The organism is Micromonospora sp. NPDC057141 (assembly GCF_042670805.1).
Classification (GTDB): domain Bacteria; phylum Actinomycetota; class Actinomycetes; order Mycobacteriales; family Micromonosporaceae; genus Micromonospora.
Window position 1 is genome coordinate 37,616 of sequence record NZ_JBHUVA010000008.1, and the last position, 16,314, is coordinate 53,929.

20 protein-coding genes and 1 pseudogene are annotated in these 16,314 nt (G+C 72.1%); 12 read left to right on the plus strand and 9 right to left on the minus strand.

The features are described 5' to 3' along the window. Nucleotides 1-104 precede the first annotated feature (104 nt). The 5 genes from ACFT41_RS07815 (at nt 105) to amcA (ending at nt 4,828) form a co-directional block, all read left to right on the plus strand. The gene (locus ACFT41_RS07815) at nt 105-470 is read left to right on the plus strand and encodes a sterol carrier family protein (protein WP_377583284.1); all 366 of its coding nucleotides are present in this window, start codon (nt 105-107) and stop codon (nt 468-470) included. Between the two features lie 158 nt (nt 471-628). Beyond that, entirely contained in the window at nt 629-2,167 is a 1,539-nt protein-coding gene (gene purF, locus ACFT41_RS07820; RefSeq protein WP_377583286.1) for an amidophosphoribosyltransferase, read from the plus strand. A 64-nt stretch (nt 2,168-2,231) separates the two neighbouring features. Further along, nucleotides 2,232-3,386, plus strand: coding sequence for a phosphoribosylformylglycinamidine cyclo-ligase (gene purM, locus ACFT41_RS07825; RefSeq protein WP_377583288.1), 1,155 nt, complete (start codon nt 2,232-2,234; stop codon nt 3,384-3,386). A gap of 130 nt (nt 3,387-3,516) precedes the next feature. Then, the gene (gene amcB, locus ACFT41_RS07830; protein ID WP_377583290.1) at nt 3,517-4,623 is read left to right on the plus strand and encodes a cyclophane-forming radical SAM peptide maturase AmcB; all 1,107 of its coding nucleotides are present in this window, start codon (nt 3,517-3,519) and stop codon (nt 4,621-4,623) included. After that, nucleotides 4,592-4,828, plus strand: a complete 237-nt coding sequence (amcA, locus tag ACFT41_RS07835; RefSeq protein ID WP_377583292.1) for a multiple cyclophane-containing RiPP AmcA — start codon at nt 4,592-4,594, stop codon at nt 4,826-4,828. Before amcB ends, amcA begins: the two co-directional genes overlap by 32 nt. Before the next feature lie 145 nt (nt 4,829-4,973). On the opposite strand, the gene ACFT41_RS07840 is transcribed toward amcA, so the two are convergent. Then, nucleotides 4,974-5,189 (minus strand): DUF3073 domain-containing protein, encoded by a 216-nt coding sequence (locus ACFT41_RS07840; protein WP_036373645.1) that lies wholly within the window; start codon nt 5,187-5,189, stop codon nt 4,974-4,976. 353 nt (nt 5,190-5,542) lie between these two features. Beyond that, nucleotides 5,543-6,625 (minus strand): Glu/Leu/Phe/Val dehydrogenase, encoded by a 1,083-nt coding sequence (locus ACFT41_RS07845; RefSeq protein ID WP_377583294.1) that lies wholly within the window; start codon nt 6,623-6,625, stop codon nt 5,543-5,545. A 204-nt stretch (nt 6,626-6,829) separates the two neighbouring features. Between ACFT41_RS07845 and ACFT41_RS07850 the strand changes: the two genes are divergently transcribed. After that, entirely contained in the window at nt 6,830-7,669 is an 840-nt protein-coding gene (locus ACFT41_RS07850; RefSeq protein WP_377583296.1) for a hypothetical protein, read from the plus strand. Between the two features lie 285 nt (nt 7,670-7,954). After that, the gene (locus tag ACFT41_RS07855; protein WP_007073996.1) at nt 7,955-8,164 is read left to right on the plus strand and encodes a BldC family transcriptional regulator; all 210 of its coding nucleotides are present in this window, start codon (nt 7,955-7,957) and stop codon (nt 8,162-8,164) included. Between the two features lie 180 nt (nt 8,165-8,344). Here the strand turns inward: ACFT41_RS07855 and ACFT41_RS07860 are convergent. After that, a pseudogene (locus ACFT41_RS07860) lies at nt 8,345-8,722 on the minus strand (PPOX class F420-dependent oxidoreductase); the annotation flags it as partial. A gap of 53 nt (nt 8,723-8,775) precedes the next feature. On the opposite strand from ACFT41_RS07860, the gene ACFT41_RS07865 reads away from it, so the two are divergent. After that, nucleotides 8,776-9,564, plus strand: a complete 789-nt coding sequence (locus ACFT41_RS07865) for a class I SAM-dependent methyltransferase (RefSeq protein ID WP_377583300.1) — start codon at nt 8,776-8,778, stop codon at nt 9,562-9,564. 52 nt (nt 9,565-9,616) lie between these two features. Here the strand turns inward: ACFT41_RS07865 and ACFT41_RS07870 are convergent, their stop codons facing one another. Continuing rightward, complete coding sequence (locus ACFT41_RS07870; RefSeq protein WP_377583302.1) at nt 9,617-9,904, minus strand: hypothetical protein; 288 nt, start codon at nt 9,902-9,904, stop codon at nt 9,617-9,619. Between the two features lie 160 nt (nt 9,905-10,064). Here ACFT41_RS07870 and ACFT41_RS07875 point away from each other — a divergent pair, with 160 nt between their 5' ends. After that, nucleotides 10,065-10,922, plus strand: a complete 858-nt coding sequence (locus tag ACFT41_RS07875) for a 3-hydroxyacyl-CoA dehydrogenase family protein (protein ID WP_377583304.1) — start codon at nt 10,065-10,067, stop codon at nt 10,920-10,922. Next, nucleotides 10,919-11,662: an enoyl-CoA hydratase/isomerase family protein gene (locus ACFT41_RS07880; protein WP_377583306.1), complete on the plus strand. Its 744-nt coding sequence runs from the start codon at nt 10,919-10,921 to the stop codon at nt 11,660-11,662. Before ACFT41_RS07875 ends, ACFT41_RS07880 begins: the two co-directional genes overlap by 4 nt. Before the next feature lie 80 nt (nt 11,663-11,742). On the opposite strand, the gene ACFT41_RS07885 is transcribed toward ACFT41_RS07880, so the two are convergent. Then, the gene (locus ACFT41_RS07885) at nt 11,743-13,086 is read right to left on the minus strand and encodes an ABC transporter substrate-binding protein (protein ID WP_377583308.1); all 1,344 of its coding nucleotides are present in this window, start codon (nt 13,084-13,086) and stop codon (nt 11,743-11,745) included. A gap of 169 nt (nt 13,087-13,255) precedes the next feature. On the opposite strand from ACFT41_RS07885, the gene ACFT41_RS07890 reads away from it, so the two are divergent. Then, nucleotides 13,256-13,645: a hypothetical protein gene (locus ACFT41_RS07890; RefSeq protein WP_043961233.1), complete on the plus strand. Its 390-nt coding sequence runs from the start codon at nt 13,256-13,258 to the stop codon at nt 13,643-13,645. A gap of 43 nt (nt 13,646-13,688) precedes the next feature. On the opposite strand, the gene ACFT41_RS07895 is transcribed toward ACFT41_RS07890, so the two are convergent. Continuing rightward, complete coding sequence (locus tag ACFT41_RS07895) at nt 13,689-14,123, minus strand: hypothetical protein (protein ID WP_377583310.1); 435 nt, start codon at nt 14,121-14,123, stop codon at nt 13,689-13,691. A gap of 125 nt (nt 14,124-14,248) precedes the next feature. Here ACFT41_RS07895 and ACFT41_RS07900 point away from each other — a divergent pair, with 125 nt between their 5' ends. Then, entirely contained in the window at nt 14,249-14,956 is a 708-nt protein-coding gene (locus tag ACFT41_RS07900) for a DUF2786 domain-containing protein (protein WP_377583312.1), read from the plus strand. Between the two features lie 3 nt (nt 14,957-14,959). Here ACFT41_RS07900 and ACFT41_RS07905 read toward each other — a convergent pair whose 3' ends face one another. From ACFT41_RS07905 to ACFT41_RS07915, 3 genes are all read right to left on the minus strand, one after another. Continuing rightward, on the minus strand, nt 14,960-15,478 hold the full coding sequence (locus ACFT41_RS07905) for an SRPBCC family protein (protein ID WP_377583314.1): 519 nt from the start codon (nt 15,476-15,478) through the stop codon (nt 14,960-14,962). Between the two features lie 136 nt (nt 15,479-15,614). Next, on the minus strand, nt 15,615-15,809 hold the full coding sequence (locus ACFT41_RS07910; RefSeq protein ID WP_377583316.1) for a hypothetical protein: 195 nt from the start codon (nt 15,807-15,809) through the stop codon (nt 15,615-15,617). 42 nt (nt 15,810-15,851) lie between these two features. Further along, nucleotides 15,852-16,310, minus strand: coding sequence for a hypothetical protein (locus tag ACFT41_RS07915; RefSeq protein WP_377583318.1), 459 nt, complete (start codon nt 16,308-16,310; stop codon nt 15,852-15,854). Nucleotides 16,311-16,314: the final 4 nt, after the last annotated feature.

Genomic DNA, 16,314 nt, shown 5'->3' on the forward strand with positions numbered 1-16,314 from the left:
CATCACGGTACGAATACGCCGTCGGCAACTATGCCTTGTCTGACCGGATCGGCGCGACCCAGGGCCATTGTCGAAGCGCCGGAGCCGGGTCGTATCGTCCCGTCGTGTCCTCTCCGCACATTAAGTCCGCAGCGGTCGCCGAGGCGCTCGCCGCGCTCGACGAGGGTCGTGCCCCCGAACGGCCGGTGTTCCGGGAGGCGGTCCGTGCCTTGTTGACCGTCCTGACGGAGCGTGCCCCCGGCCGATCGGTGGAGGTGCGTGTCCCACCTTACGGTGCAGTTCAGTGCATTCCTGGTCCCCGACACACCCGGGGCACCCCGCCGAACGTCGTCGAGCTGGATCCGACCACCTGGCTGGAGCTCGCGACGGGCCGGCGGAGCTGGGCGGACGCGGTCACCGAGGGTCGCGTGCGGGTCAGCGGGGTTCGCGCCGACCTCTCCGCGCACCTTCCGCTCCACCTGGGCGAATAATCCACCCGTGCGATCACTTACCGGAGGTGAGTCGTGACTTTCTGTATTGACAGCGATTCGCGTACACTGTCAGGCGACGACAGTGGTCCCGGCCGGGCAACGCGGACCAGCGCTTCGGTCCCGCCCGGCCAGTCCCGACCAGCATGAGGGAGCGGCAGGTGCCCCGAGGCGACGGCCGGCTGAGCCACGACCTTGATCCCCAGCGACCCGGCCCCCAGGACGCCTGCGGCGTCTTCGGCGTCTGGGCGCCCGGGGAAGAGGTCGCCAACCTGACCTACTTCGGGCTCTACGCCCTCCAGCACCGCGGTCAGGAGGCCGCCGGGATCGCCGTCAGTGACGGCTCCGGGGTGGTGGTCTACAAGGATCTCGGCCTGGTGGCCCAGGTCTTCGACGAGCCCACCCTGGCGAGCCTGCGTGGTCACCTGGCGATCGGGCACGCGCGATACTCGACGACCGGTGGGTCGACCTGGGAAAACGCCCAGCCGACGATCCGGTCCACCAGCGCGGGCACCACCATCGCGTTGGCCCACAACGGCAACCTGGTCAACACCGCCGAGTTGCAGCGCGAGGTGGCCGAGCGGGGTCTGGCCGCCGACGGCTCGACCAGCGACACCTCACTGGTGACGATGTTGCTGGCCAGCCGTCCGGATCTCTCGGTCGAGGCAGCCGCGCTGGAGGTGCTGCCCCAGCTGCGCGGGGCGTTCAGCTTCGTCTTCATGGACGAGTCGACGCTCTACGCGGCCCGCGACCCGCACGGCGTGCGCCCGCTGGTCCTCGGCCGGCTGGAGCGCGGCTGGGTGGTGGCGAGCGAGACCGCCGCGCTCGACATCGTGGGCGCGAGCGTGGTCCGCGAGGTGGAGCCGGGCGAGCTGATCGCCATCGACGAGAACGGCCTGCGCTCGGCCCGGTTCGCCTCGCCCGAGCCGAAGGGCTGCCTCTTCGAGTACGTCTACATCGCCCGTCCGGACGCCACCATCGCCGGGCGCAACGTGCACGCCGCCCGGGTGCAGATCGGCCGCCAGCTCGCCAAGGAGCACCCGGTCGAGGCCGACCTGGTCATCCCGGTGCCGGAGTCCGGCACGCCGGCCGCCATCGGTTACGCCGAGGAGTCCGGCATCACCTACGGCGCCGGCCTGATGAAGAACCCGTACGTCGGCCGGACGTTCATCCAGCCGTCGCAGACCCTGCGCCAGCTCGGCATCCGGCTGAAGCTCAACCCGCTGCGGGAGAACGTGCGGGGCAAGCGGCTGGTGGTGGTCGACGACTCGATCGTGCGCGGCAACACCCAGCGGGCGATCGTGCGGATGCTGCGCGAGGCGGGCGCGCTGGAGGTCCACGTGCGGATCTCCTCCCCGCCGGTCAACTGGCCGTGCTTCTACGGCATCGACTTCGCCACCCGGGCCGAGCTGTTGGCCAACGGGCTGGACAACGAGGGCGTCCGGCGGTCCATCGGCGCCGACACGCTGGGCTATGTTTCGCTGTCCGGCCTCATCGCCGCGACCGAGCAGCCGAGGACCCGGCTCTGCCGGGCCTGCTTCGATGGGGAATACCCGATCGAGCTGCCGGCCGGGAACCTGATCGGCAAGCACGTGCTCGAAGGGGTGGGACGCCGGGTCGTCGATGCCCCGGATACCCCCGGGCACGCCGTCCCACCGCTCGTCGCCACTTCGGGCGGCGCGACCGTACACCGCCCATAGCACCGCCCGACGCGGGCCGACCGGCCACCGCCGGCCCCCGCGAGAACCACAAAAGGGGAGAACCGTGACGCACGTTTCCGAGCGCAGCGGCACAGGAAGCAGCCCGACCGGCGCCGGCGGCGACCGCCAGCCCTGGACGGCCGGCAACGGCCGCTCGGCGCGCAAACGCTCGGTCTCGTACGCGGACGCCGGCGTCTCGATCGAGGCGGGCGATCGGGCGGTCGAGCTGCTCAAGTCCAAGGTCAAGCAGACCCGTCGCCCGGAGGTCATGGGCGATCTCGGCGGCTTCGCCGGCCTGTTCCGGCTGGACACGAAGAAATACAAGAACCCGATCCTGGCGTCCTCCACCGACGGTGTGGGCACCAAGCTGGTGATCGCCCAGCAGCTCGACATCCACGACACGATCGGCATCGACCTGGTCGCGATGGTCGTCGACGACCTGGTGGCGTGCGGGGCCGAGCCGCTGTTCCTGCTCGACTACATCGCCTGCGGTGAGGTCGTCCCCGACAAGGTGGCCGAGATCGGCGCCGGGATCGCCGACGGCTGCCGGTACGCCGGCTGCGCGCTGCTCGGCGGCGAGACGGCCGAGCACCCCGGCGTGCTGCGCCCGGACGAGTACGACGTCTCCGCCACGGGCGTCGGGGTGGTGGAGGAGAGCGAGATCCTCAGCCCGGAGCGGGTGGAGACCGGCGACGTGGTCATCGCCATGCGCTCCTCGGGCCTGCACTCCAACGGCTACTCCCTGGTGCGGCACGTGCTGCTGGGCGCGGGCCGGATGCGGCTGGACGTGGTGATCGAGGACTTCGGCCGGCAGCGCACCCTCGGCGAGGAGCTGCTCACCCCGACCAAGATCTACGCCCAGGACTGCCTCAAGCTGATCGCCGAGGCCGAGGTGCGGTCGATCGCGCACGTCACCGGCGGCGGCATCCCGGGCAACCTGGTGCGCATCCTGCCGGAGCACGTCGACGCGGTGGTCAGCCGCTCCACGTGGAAGCCGCAGCCCATCTTCGACCTGATCCAGTCCAAGGGCCGGATCGAGGACCATGAGATGGAGTCGACGTTCAACATGGGCGTCGGGATGTTCGCCATCGTCTCCGCCGAGGACGCGGACCGCGCGCTGGCCACGCTGACCGGGCGGGGCGTGGACGCCTGGCAGGCCGGCGAGATCATCGAGGGCACCGGCAAGGTGCAGATGGTCGGCCAGCACACCCGGGGCTAATATCGAGAGGCATTGATTCATTCGCATCTGGTCGGGGGTTCACCCGAGTGGCCGTCGCCGCCTAGCCTGAAGGGCACCCTTCGGGTCGGGAAGGAGGGCGATGGCTGCTCGGGGACGGCCGTTCAGCGGGATGCGGGGGATATCTCCGGTCCCGACGTACGTCGTGATGCAGCCGACGACCCTCTGCAACCTCGACTGCGCATACTGCTACCTCCCGATGCGGGCGGCCGACCGGCGGATGCCGGTCGCGGTCGCCGAGGCGGTCGCGGCCTCGGTGAACCGCTGGGCGGTGGCCGGCCGCTTCTCGGTGGTGTGGCACGGCGGCGAGCCCCTGGCGGCCGGCCGGGAGCACCTGGCCGCGCTGATCGCCCCGTTCGGCCCGGAGGTCGAGCACCACGTGCAGACCAACGCGACCCTCATCGACGACGCCTGGTGCGAGTTCCTCGCCGCGCATCGGGTGCGGGTCAGCGTGAGCGTGGACGGGCCACGCGGGCGCAACGGCGACCGGGTCACCCGGGCCGGCCGGCCGGCGTACGACCGGATCGTGCGGGGGGTGGCGGCGCTGCGCCGGCACGGGCTGCCCTTTTCGGCCCTGGCCGTGGTCAACGACCCGGAGCCGGGGCGGGCCGCCGAGCTGTACGACTACTTTCTCGGCCTGGGCTGCGAGGTGCTGGGCGTCAACATCGAGGAGACGGAGGGGGTGAACACCCGCAGCAACGCCCACGAGGCGGCGCGGGTGCGGGCGTTCTGGGCGGAGCTGGTGGCCGCCTGGCGCCGGGACCCCCGCATCCACCTGCGCGAGGTGGAGTGGTCGCTGCGGTACGCGGCGGCGGTCCTCGACGGCAGTGCCGACGGGCTGCTGCCCCGGCGGCTGGACCCGATCCCCACGGTCGGCCACGACGGGTCGGTGGTCGTGCTCTCCCCGGAGCTGGCCGGCTTCTCCGACCCCCGGTACGGCGACTTCAGCAGCGGCAACGTGCTGACGGCCCCGCTGGCCGAGATCGTGGCCGACGCGGAGCGGGCGACACCCTGGGTGGGCGAGTTCCTGGCCGGGGTGGAGGCGTGCCGGGCGTCCTGCCCATACTTCGGGTTCTGCGGGGGCGGGCACGCCGCCAACCGTTACTTCGAGCTGGGGCGTTTCGACGGTACGGAGACCGAGCACTGCCGCAACAGCAAGATCCGCTTACTGGAGGGAGTGTTGGACCATGCCCGAGAACACCGGACACCGGCAGCCTGAGCGCGTCGGAGGGGCCACGGAGGGCCCGGTCGCCGACCGGGTGCGGGACACCGCAGACGGGCTCGTCGCGCTGCTCCAGGAGGCGGAGGACGCGCGCCGGCTGCGGTCGGAGGCGGCGGGAGGAGATGGCGCGAGCGCGGTGTGCGCCTGGAACCACTTCGAGAACATCCCGACGTTCTACAACTGGAACAACCGGCCCCGCTGAGGGTACGGCTCCGAGATCAAGGACCTGCCGATCGCCCGGAATGAGATCCGGTGGACAGATCCTTGATCATCGGTTGGCACGCCGGCCCCGGGACGGGCGCATACGCAAGCACGCGGACTACCGCGTGCTCAGCTGCTCCCGGGGGTCAACGGGTCGGGCGGACCCATGGGTCCGGGTCCTCGTCCGCATGATCCTCGTCGTCGTCGTCGACATACTCTTTGTAGTCGTCGTCGAAGTCGTGGTTCGACTTACCAGCACCCGCCAGTTCGCGCTGCAAGGCGGTGAGGTCGGTGTTCGGGGAGTGGTACTTCAACTCCCGGGCCACCTTCGTCTGCTTGGCCTTAGCACGGCCGCGCCCCATGGCTCGACCCCCTCGCACAGAATTCGGGGCAGCCCGAAGGCGGGCCCCGATGACGTCAGGCATCTCTCGTGGCTCTTACGGTACATGGGGATGCCGCCCTTCGGCACCTCGGGTTACCGCAGGCCGGCTCTGCGCGTCGCAGTCATCCGGCCGTCACCGATTGTACCGAGGTAAGGGGCGGTTGCCGAACCACCCATGACATCGGTCAGTTGGGCAGTAATCACCCCGATTTCCAGCTTAACGCCGTCCGCCGCCGGGCCCTGCCCGGTCGCTCGACCCGGGGGCCGCGCCCACCCCCGGGTCGAGCTGTGACCTTCACCGCAGCGCGTGGTCTCCCCACTGCGCGATGGTCCTCACCGCAGGTGGATCGTGCGCAGCCGGCCGACCTCGGCCATCCGGCGCTCGGCGAGTCGGTCCGCCGCCACCGCCGGGGGCACCCCCTCGTCGTCGGCGAGCCGCAGGATCTGCCGGGTGGTGTCGTAGATGCGGGTGGCCCGGAGCTTGGCCCGCTCGAAGTTGAAGCCCTCGATCTCGTCGGCCACCTGGATCACCCCGCCGGCGTTCACCACGTAGTCGGGTGCGTAGAGGATGCCCCGGTCGGCGAGCAGCTTCTCGATGCCCGGGTGGGCGAGCTGGTTGTTCGCCGCTCCGGCGACCACCTTCGCCCGCAGCGCCGGCACCGTGTCGTCGTCCAGGGCGCCGCCCAGCGCGCACGGGGCGTACACGTCGATGTCGGCGGCGACGAGCGCGGCGGCGTCGTCGACCAGCTCGACCTGCGGGTGGTTGGCGCGCACCCACTCGCGCGCCCGGGGGGCGACGTCGGTCGCCACCACCTCGGCGTGGTCGTCGAGCAGGTGCCGGGTCAGGTGCTTGCCGACCTTGCCCAGCCCGGCCACGCCGACCCGCCTGCCGTTGAGGGTGGGCGCGCCCCAGACGTGCTCGGCGGCGGCCCGCATGCCCTGGAAGACGCCCCAGGCGGTCAGCACCGACGAGTCCCCGGCGCCGCCGTGCTCGACGCTGCGGCCGGTGACGTAGCGGGTCTCCCGGGCGATCACGTCCATGTCCGCGACGTACGTGCCGACGTCGCAGGCGGTGTGGTAGCGGCCGTTCAGCGACTCCACGAAGCGGCCGTACGCGCGCAGCAGCGGCTCGCTCTTGAGCTGCTCCGGGTCGCCCCAGATGACCGCCTTGCCGCCGCCCAGGTCCAGCCCGGCGAGCGCGTTCTTGTACGCCATGCCGCGCGACAGGTCGAGCACGTCGGCCAGCGCGGCCTCCTCGCTGGCGTACGGGTAGAAGCGCGTGCCGCCGAGCGCGGGGCCCAGCGCGGTGGAGTAGATGCCGATGATCGCGCGGAGGCCGGTCTGCGTGTCCTGGCAGAACACGACCTGCTCGTGGCCGGTGGATGACGGGTCGTCGGTGCTGGTGAAAACGCCCATGGCTGACTCCTGTGACGGTGTGCGTCCTTGTGGGACGCGGACCTGGTGGCGCGCCCGGCGGGGTGGTGCCGGTGCTGTCGAGCCTAGTATCGGCCGACGCCGTGCCGTCGGCGCAGCGCGCCCGGTTCGCGGCGTCCGAGGCCCAACGTGCCTGACCGGGGGCGCTGCGGGCGTCCGGGTTCCGTCTCGTGGGAGGATCGCGCCGTGCCGTCGCTCTTCGCTTCGTACCTGCGGGTGTACGAGCCGCTGACCGCCTTCGACCGGGATCGCCAGTCCTTCTGGCGGCGCTACGTGCAACAGGGGCGGGCGGTGGCCCCGTCGGAGGGGCCCCTGCGGCAGCGGACGGCGGTCATCGAGGCGCTCGGCGCGGGCTGGACCCGCCTGCCCGACCTGCCCGAGGAGGCGTACGTCCTGGAGGTCGACGACGCCCTGCTGGTCTGCCCGTGGAACCTGCGGATCCGGGTGGCCGAGGCGGCGCTGAGTGCCCGCGACGGTGTGCCGTCGGTGTTGGCCGACGCGTTCGTGCCGCCGGTCCTGGCCGGGCAGGCCAAGGCGGTCGTGGAGGACTGGCGCAGCGGGGCCCGGGTGCTGGAGCACGGCGTACCGCGGGTGCACGAGCAGATCGCCACGTGGGGCGTGCCACTGCGCTGGTTCGTCCTGTTCGACTTCGAGGAGCGGGACCTGGTGACCCGGCCCGGGCGGCGCGCGCTGCGGTACCGGACGGAGATCTCCAAGGCCCGCCGCCGGTCGTCCCGGGCGCTGTCGGTGCTGCGCAAGACCGTCGGCGAGGCACCGATCACCGAAGCGGTCGAGGAGGCCGCGCGTTGGTTGGAGGAGTTCCATCCGCGCTCCGTGGTGGAGCTGGACTACGGCGGCCTGGTCCAGTTGCTCTCCGACGAGACCCTCGTCGAGGACGACTCCCCGGCGCTCGTCGCAGGCGGCCTCGCGGGGCTGTCCAAAGGTGAGGCCGAGGAGGCGTCGGCAGCGTACGACCGGCTGGTCGCGCGGTGGCGGGCGGTCCAGTTGCTGGAGCGGTGCAACTAGCCCTGACCTGGGCAAAGACCCGTCCAAGGGGGCGCAAAACACCCATGGAAACGCTCCCAAGGCGAGATGCTCTCGTAATTGGAGCATCACGACCAGTGATTATGAGTCCGAATATGACGGTTTCTGGCGTGTATTAGTTGTATAAATCGGGCATGGTTCATCCGTCCGTCTAGGGACCTTCGGCCGTTCGGCCCATGTCGGACATCGGGGACTAGCCGGACCATGGGAGACGCGTCGGCCGGCGGGACCCCGGCCGATGTCTATACCTGTGGAGGAGTGACCGATATGGCATCGCGAACGCACGAACCGGAGCCGCTGCTCACACCGGCCGAGGTGGCGTCGATGTTCCGTGTCGACCCGAAGACGGTGACCCGGTGGGCCAAGGCTGGCAAGCTCAGCGCCATCCGTACCCTGGGCGGCCACCGCCGTTACCGCGAGTCGGAGGTTCGCGCCCTGCTGCAGGGGCAGATCCCCCAGCAACGCCAGGGAGACTGAGCACGTTCCTTCAGACGTTCGGATCAGGGGTGGCAGAGCGCATCTGCCACCCCTGATCCGTGTCCAGCCCTCTCGCCGGGCCCCTCACCCGGCCGCGTCGCCTCCTGGCCCGGCTGCGTCGCCTCCTGGCCCGGCTGCGTCGCCTCCTGGCCCGGCTGCGTCGCCTCCTGGCCCGGCCGCGTCGGCGAGGGTCACCTGGATGCCCACCGTGCCGCCCTCGCCCCGGCGCAGCCGGCTTCCCAGCAGGCTGAGGCGGCCCACCAGCCGATACTTCTGCTTCAGCAACTCACGGATCCGGCGGGTCTGCGCCGGATCGCAGATCGTCGCCCGGCCGGGCACCGCCGCCCCGTGCGGCCGGCCCCGCACGTCGCACGGGGCGACCGTGACCTCACCGCTGCGCCGGATCCGCTTCACCTTGCCGGAGTCGGAGACGGTCCACGCGGCGAGCGCGTCACCGTCGCGGACCACCCACACCGGTGTGGGCACCGCCCGCCCGTCCCTGCGGAACGTGGTCAACAGCACGTACTTCTCGGCACCCAGCCGGTCCAAGGTGGTCACGCCGCCAGGATACGGCCGAGCGGACCGGGGGTAGCGGGGATAGCGTGAACCCCGTGACCGGGGAGCCCAGGATCGGCGACGTCTTCGGTGAGCTGCTGCGGGACGCGCTCGCCGTGCACAGCGGTATCGGTGCCCGGCCGCTGGCCGGGGGGCGGCTGCCCCGGCCGGTCATCGAGGTCATCGAGCGGGACGACGGCCTGATCAACGGCGCCCCCGCCGCCCACTACCTGGCCGGGCCCGAGGACTGGCAGCCGTACGACCATCGGGCCGTGGACCGGGTGCGCGGCGAGACGCTGGACGTCGGTGTCGGCGCCGGCCGCATCGCGTTGCTGCTCCAGGAGCGCGGCGCGCCGGTGACCGGGCTGGACACCTCACTCGGGGCGCTGAAGGTGTGCCGGCGGCGCGGCGTACGCGACCTGGTGCACAGCACGGTCGAGGAGCACGTCGCCGACGGCCGGCGGTACGACACCTTCCTGCTGCTCGGCAACAACCTCGGGCTGATCGAGGGGCGGGAGCGGGCACCGGCGTTCCTCGCCGCCCTGGCCGCACTCGCCCGGCCCGGAGCGCAGGTCATCGCGCACGGCACCGACCCGTACGGCACCAGCGACCCCGTGCACACCGGCTACCACGAGCGCAACCGGCGGCGTGGCCGGCTCGGCGGTCAGCTGCGGCTGAGGCTGCGCTACCGCGAGCTGGGCACCGAGTGGTTCGACTACCTGGTCTGCTCCGTTGCCGAGCTGGCCGACCTCGTACGCGGCACCCCGTGGCGGCTGGCCGACGTGGACGACCGGGACGCCCCGTACTACCTGGCGACGCTGACCCTGACGGGCCGCAGGTGTTAACAGGGGCCCCCTGCCATACAGAATGTGTTAACAGGGGGCCCCTCCTTGCACCTCAGGCCTGGACGGTCGGGGGGAGTGGCTCGGGCGGGAGGCCGCCGTCGCCGTCGACGACCTCGTCGGGGGTGCCGTCCTCGTCGAGGTCGACCATCGTGATGTCCACCTTGCCGTCGCCGTCGGTGTCGAACTGGAACAGGTCGGCCCGGCCGTCGCCGTCGGTGTCGACCACCCAGACGTCGGTCTTCCCGTCGTTGTTGGTGTCCGCGCGGAGCAGGTCGACCCGCTCGTCGCCCCGGGTCTCCACTGCCTCGTTGGTCTCCACGCTCTCCGATGCCTGGTTCATGTCGGTCCTTCCCTCGGTTGACGGCCGTCCTTACCCGGATCGACGCGCCCCCACGCATCCGCCGGGTGGCGGTGCTGCATAGGGTCGCACCCATGAGCCAGTGCAGCGAGCGCCCCGGCACGGCGGAGAACCCGCGCGCCGGCCGGAGCGAGGAGACGTCATGAGCGGTCGGTTTGTCGTGGTCGGGGCCGGCACGATGGGCCTCGGCATCGCCTACGTGGCGGCCGGCGCGGGATACCGCGTCGAGCTGGTGGAGGTCGACCCGGGCCGGGCCACCGCCGCCGGGGCGAGGCTCGGCGAGCTGTGGGAGCGGGCGGTGCAGCGCGGGAAGCTCACCGCCGATGCGGCGGCGGCCAACCGGGAGCGGTTGACGCTGCGCGGGTCGGTCGGCGAGGTCGTGCCCGGGCCGGACGTGCTGGTGGAGGCCGTCCCCGAGCGGCTCGACCTCAAGCGGGCGGTGCTGCACGATGCCGCCGCCCTGCGCCCCGCACTGCTCGGCAGCAACACGTCCAGCATCGCCATCGCTGAGCTGGCCGCTGGGCTGGACCGGCCCGAGCGCTTCCTCGGCCTGCACTTCTTCAACCCGGTCTGGGCCATGGCGCTGCTGGAGGTCGTGGTGGGCCCGGCCACCGCCGACGAGACCACCGCAGCGGCCGTCGCGCTCGCCGGCCGGCTCGGCAAGGACCCCGTCGTCGTACGCGACCTGCCCGGCTTCGCCACCTCCCGGCTCGGGGTGACCCTGGGCCTGGAGGCGATCCGGATGGTCGCCGACGGGGTGGCCAGCCCCGCCGACATCGACAAGGCCATGGTGCTGGGCTACCGGCACCCCGTCGGCCCGCTGGAGCTGACCGACCTGGTCGGGCTGGACGTCCGGCTCGACATCGCCCGCACCCTCCAGGCCGCGTACGGGGACCGGTTCGCGCCGCCGCCGCTGCTGGCGGAGATGGTCGCCGAGGGGAAGCTGGGCCGGAAGTCCGGGCAGGGCTTCTACCGCTGGGACGAGGGCGGGAAGCGGTGAGCGGGCTGCGCATCGAGGAGCGCCCCGACCGACTCGTGGTGACGCTGGACCGGCCGGAGAAGCGCAACGCGATCGACGCCGAGCTGATCGCCGAGCTGCACGCCGTCTGCGCCGACCTGGAGGCCCGCCCCCGGCTGCTGCTGCTCACCGGCGGCAGCGAGGGGATCTTCGCGGGCGGGGCGGACATCGGCCAGCTCCGCGAGCGCGGCCGGCTCGACGCGCTCGCCGCGATCAACTCCGCCGCGTTCGCCCGGGTCCGGGCCCTGCCGATGCCGACCGTCGCCGCCGTGGACGGGCCGGCGCTGGGCGGCGGTGCCGAGCTGGCGTACGCGTGCGACCTGCGGGTGTGCACGGCCCGCGCGGCCTTCGGGCAGCCCGAGGTGCGGCTGGGCATCCTGGCCGGCGCGGGCGCGACCCACCGGCTGCCGGCGCTCGTCGGCGAGGCCCGGGCCAAGGAGTTGCTCTTCACCGGCCGCCGGGTGGACGCGGCCGAGGCACTGCGGATCGGCCTGGTCAACCGGGTGGTCGACGAGCCCGCCGAGCTGCTGCCCGCCGCGCACGGGCTGCTCGACGAGATGGCGAAGGGGTCGGCGCTGGCGCTGCGGCTGACCAAGCTGGCGGTGGATGCGCCTCCGGCCGCCCACCCGCACCTCGACCTGGTCAGCCAGGCGGTGCTGTTCGAGGACGAGGAGAAGCGGCGGCGGATGACCGAGTTCCTGGAGCGCCGCCGGAGCCGCTGACCGCGAGTCGCCGGCCGTCACCGAAACCGCGTCGGCCGCCCCTGTGATCCTGGGGGCGGCCGACGGTGGATCGGGTGCCGTCAGTGCCGGATCTGCACCCCGGAGTCGGCCAGCGCCCGGATCACCTGCGCGGATTCGCCGAAGCCGATGACCAGCACGGCGTCCGCGCCGTACTCCTTGATCTCGCGGGCCCCGGCGGTGAAGTCCAGCGGCGGGGCCTTGGCGTCGGCCGGCGGCTCGTACGTCAGCAGCTTCACCCGGTCGCCGTCGATGCCGGCCCGCTCCAGCTCGGCGCGGACGTTCTCCTGGAGGCCCTCGCCGTAGGAGTCCTTCCGGGCGACCAGGGCGATCCGGTGCGGCCCGTCGCGCAGGATCACGTCGGCCAGCGCGCGCCCCTGGAGGCCGTCCGGCGGGGCCGTGCGGAAGTAGAGCCCCTTGTCCTCGATCGAGGTCAGGCCCGCGTCGGTGTTGGACGGCGAGAAGAGCACCCGGCCGGCGGCCACCACGTCCGGCAGGACGGCCCGGGAGATGCCCGATGCACCGGCGCCGATGATGACGTGCACGCCCTCCTCGATGTGCTCGGCCACGGTGGCCTTGGCCACGGCCGGGTTCGTGCCGTCGTCGCCGTCGACCCAGACCACGTCCTCGCCGAGCACCCCGCCCGCGGCGTTGATCTCCTTGATGGCGAGCGCGGCCCCGGCGGCCATCGGCGCGTACGCGATGGCCAGGTCGCCGGTGCGCGGCAGCAGGCCACCGAGGACCAGGGGCGCCGAGGCAGCCTTCGTGCCGCGCTGCCGGTGCGGCCGGGGCGGGTTCTTGGTGCTCGCGGCCGACTCGTCCCCGGCGCCGACGAACTCGGTCTTGCCGTCGTCGATCTTCTCCGGGCCGAAGGTCAGGGTGGCGTAGCTGGCCGTGGCCGGCTCCCCGGCGTCGGTGAAACCGGCCCGGTTGAGCGACAAGCCCCGGTACTCGATGTCCCGGCCCTCCCGCGCCAGCCGCAGGCAGTCCGCCGCCTCCTCGCACCGCTCGCCGTTGTTGGTGACGCCGACGATCTGCTTGGCGATCGCGGCCGGCTCGGTGCCGCCGGCCAGCTGCGCGGCCAACGCGCTGATCACGACCGCGTCGTACGTCTCGGCGGAGTAGAGGAAGTCGGGCAGCTTCGAGTTGATGGTGCTGAGCCGGTTCTTGAACGATTCTGGCAACGGCGTGAGCGGGGTCGTGCCCTTCATGCCGTCGAGCAGATCGGCGCGCTCCTTCAGCTCCGCGGTGAACCCGTTGGTCATGTTGCCGTCGCTGCCGTAGAGGCGGACCTGTGGGGTGGTGGTCGCCTCCTCGGGCTTGTCGGTGCCGCAGCCGGCACCGGCGAGGAGCAGCGCCCCGCAGGCCGCCAGGGTGGCGGCGCGCGAGCCGGGTGATACGAGCATGGTCGTCCTTCCTCCGGGAAAGGTCCGCTGCGCACATTAGCGTGCCTGGCTGATCGGCGGGACCGTGGAGGCGGGTCAAACCCCAGCTAGTCCCAGGGATGCACGGACGGTCACGGGGTCCGCGCTCTCGGGTGGTCACCGCTTGACCACCCGACGTACAGTTCGGCGGGTGACGGACGTACCGCAGCAGACGCTGGACGACGCGACCGCCGTGCTCCACTCCGCCCTCGCCGGCGACGGCGACGCGGTGGTGGGCACCTTCGACAAGGTGGTCGACCGGGCCGGCCTCGCCGGAGCGTACGGGGTCGCCTGGTGCCTCGCGGCCACCATGGTCGGGGACGTGCCCGCCCCCGGCGGCGCGGCGCTCGACTTCCCCGGCATCGACGAGGCCGGCTACGACACCCGCTGGGTGGCGCGCTTCGTCAGCGCGTACGCCAACGCCGACGCCGACACGGGGGAGGCGCTCTTCGGCGCGGCGGTCGCCGACGGCCTGCTGCCGGACTGCCTGCTCACCCTGGCCGGCTCGACGGTGGCGACCCTGCGCAGCCGGGCCGGCTGACGCCCGACACCCGACCCGGGGGCCGGGCGCCGGGCGTCGCCGGTCAGAACGCGTGGTACGCGACCAGCGGCTCGTACTCGTAGCGCAGGTTCTGGAAGCGGACCCGGAAGTTCACCCCGTCGCGGACGTTGGTGGCCACCGTCGTCCACCCCGACTTCGCGGGGAGGTAGGTCCAGTAGTTGCAGTTGTTGGTCTTGTCGACGAAGACCACGCACGCCTGGGTGCCGAAGCTGCTGTCGTTTCGGACGTTGACGTCCGCGCAGCGGCTGGTGGTCCGGTAGGTGCCGGCCTCGCCGCCCCAACTTCCGGTCTGGAAGTACGAGCGCACCGCGCCGCCGTAGCAGGTGGCGTACGTGCCGGCGAGGTTGCCGGCGAGCAACGGCTGGGCGGGGGCGGCGACGGCGGGGGCGGCGAGGGCGAGCGCCGACACGGCCGCGGCCGTCGAGGTGGACAGCAGGCGGACGACCGGGGACGACATGGGTGCCTCCAACGGGTTTGTTGACCGTCCGGGTGGGACGGCCGACCGACCGGGAAGATGATACTGGTCGATCTTCCCGGCGTCGGACCGGCCGTGGCGAGGGCCGGTGTGATAGCTCTGGTGGCATGTCGCAGGCCATGCTCGCCAAGGTGCGCAAGCTGCTGGCGAAGGCGGAGGACCCGGCCTGCACGCCGCAGGAGTCGGCCGCCTTCACCGCCAAGGCGACCGAGCTGATCGCCCGCTACGGCGTGGACCGGGCCCTGCTGGCGGCCCGCGACCCGACCACCGACCCGGTCGGCGACCGGGTGGTCGAGATCGTCGCCCCGTACGCCCGGGACAAGTCCGGCCTGCTCGCCGCCGTCGCCGACCCGCTGCGCTGCCGCTGCGTGCGCCGCCGGCACGGCGACGGCTTCGCGATGCACCTCTTCGGCTTCGCCAGCGACCTGGAACGGGTCGACCTGCTCTTCACCTCGCTGCTGGTGCAGGCCGCGCACGGGCTGGCCGCCGCCGGCGTCCCGGCGGGTGAGCACCCGGCCGCGTTCCGGCGGTCCTGGATCGCCGGGTTCGCCCAGGTGGTCGGCGCGCGGCTGGCGACGGCGGAGGCCGACGCGGTCGCCGACTCGGGCGGGCCCTCTGTCGCGCTGGTGCTCGCCGACCGCTCGGACCGGGTCCAGCGTCGGGTCACCGAGGTCTATCCCCGGCTGCGCACGGCCGCGTCGAGGCGGCTCGCCGGCACCGGCTTCGGCTCGGGCGCGGCGGCGGGCCGCCGTGCGGACCTGGGCGGTCGAGGGGTGACCCCCGCAGTCCGGCCAGCCCGGGGCCTCACCCGCTGACTGTCAGCTGTCGTGGGGGTGCAGGACGCAGGACAGGTAGCGGGAGAGCAACTCGTGCCAGCCGGCCGTGAGCGCCTCCCGGTATCCCTCGGCGGCCGTGCCGTGCCGGTCGAAGTGCCGGTGCTCGACCTCCACCCGGGTCCGCTTCGGGCCCTCGGGGAGGAACAGCACCTCCACCTCGCTGGCCAGCGCCGGGTCGGGGACCGGGACCCGGTCCGGCCCGATCTGCCAGACGAAAACCAGGCGGTGGGGTGGATCCCAGGTGAGCACCCGACCCCAATCGGCGCGGAATCCGTGCGGGCCGACCTCGTAGAGCATGCCGCCGACGTGCGGCTCGATGCCCAGCTCGGCCAACGCGGCCGGCCCGGACCAGGTGTATTCCGGCACCCACCAGTCGGTGAGGGCCCCGGTGAAGACGGCGAAGGCCCGTGCGGCGGAGGCGGGAACGAGGAGGCTGCTGCGGAGCGAGTATTGTGCGACGTCCTGCCGGACGGCTGTCGGACCGTCGATCTCCTGTCCCATAGGCCCGGACCATACCGGCTGGTGCTCTGGAGTGCAGCTTGCAAAGCGCCGGCTTGCGGACCCGTTGCGCCCGGATGTCGGACAGTCGCGCCGAGTGGTCGTGCGGCAACGCCCCGCTGCCATGCGCCGCAGCCGCTCACGCTGCCTGCGCGGACTCCCAGGGGTAGGGCATCGCCCGGAGTCGCTCGACGTGGGCGAGGTGACGGCGCTGGCGCTCGTGGTCACCGGCGGCGGCGGCTTCGTCCGCCCAGCGCTGGACCTCTGCGATCCATCCCTCGTGCTCGCTGCGCAGCGCGTCGTGGAGTGCCTGAACGTGCGGGTCCAAAGTCATCGGCCCTCCCATCCCGAACCACTCCACGTTGAATCCGCGAAGCTATCCCACGGCTTTGAACAGGCCCAGGGTTGCGCCCGAAACCCCCAACCGGGCAAGCATGCTCTGTACCAGCTCTCGGAGGTAGGGGTACATGACTCGGTGGCTGTGGGTCTGTCCCAAGGCCAGCGCCCGCTCATGGTCGGGCACGAGAGGGGATTCGGCCTTGAACTGAACAACTATGGAAGCCTCTACGATTGCGGCCGCATCATCCGCGCCCTCGTCGCTGCCACCAATGGCAACCTTGGCGTCGTGCTTGAAGGTGAGACCTTCTTCGTCGAAGCGATGCGCCAACATCAGGGTTATGTGCGTAGGTACGTCCTGGCCGTTCGGAATGTCAAGCGCCGACCGGTTTCTGATCTCACCAGCGGCTCGGTCGAAGGTGACGCTGACCAGCTTTAGCTGCCGAATCAGCGCGTCAGCCTGTTCGAGCAGTTCTTCGTCGGACCGAGTTTCGCTCATCGTT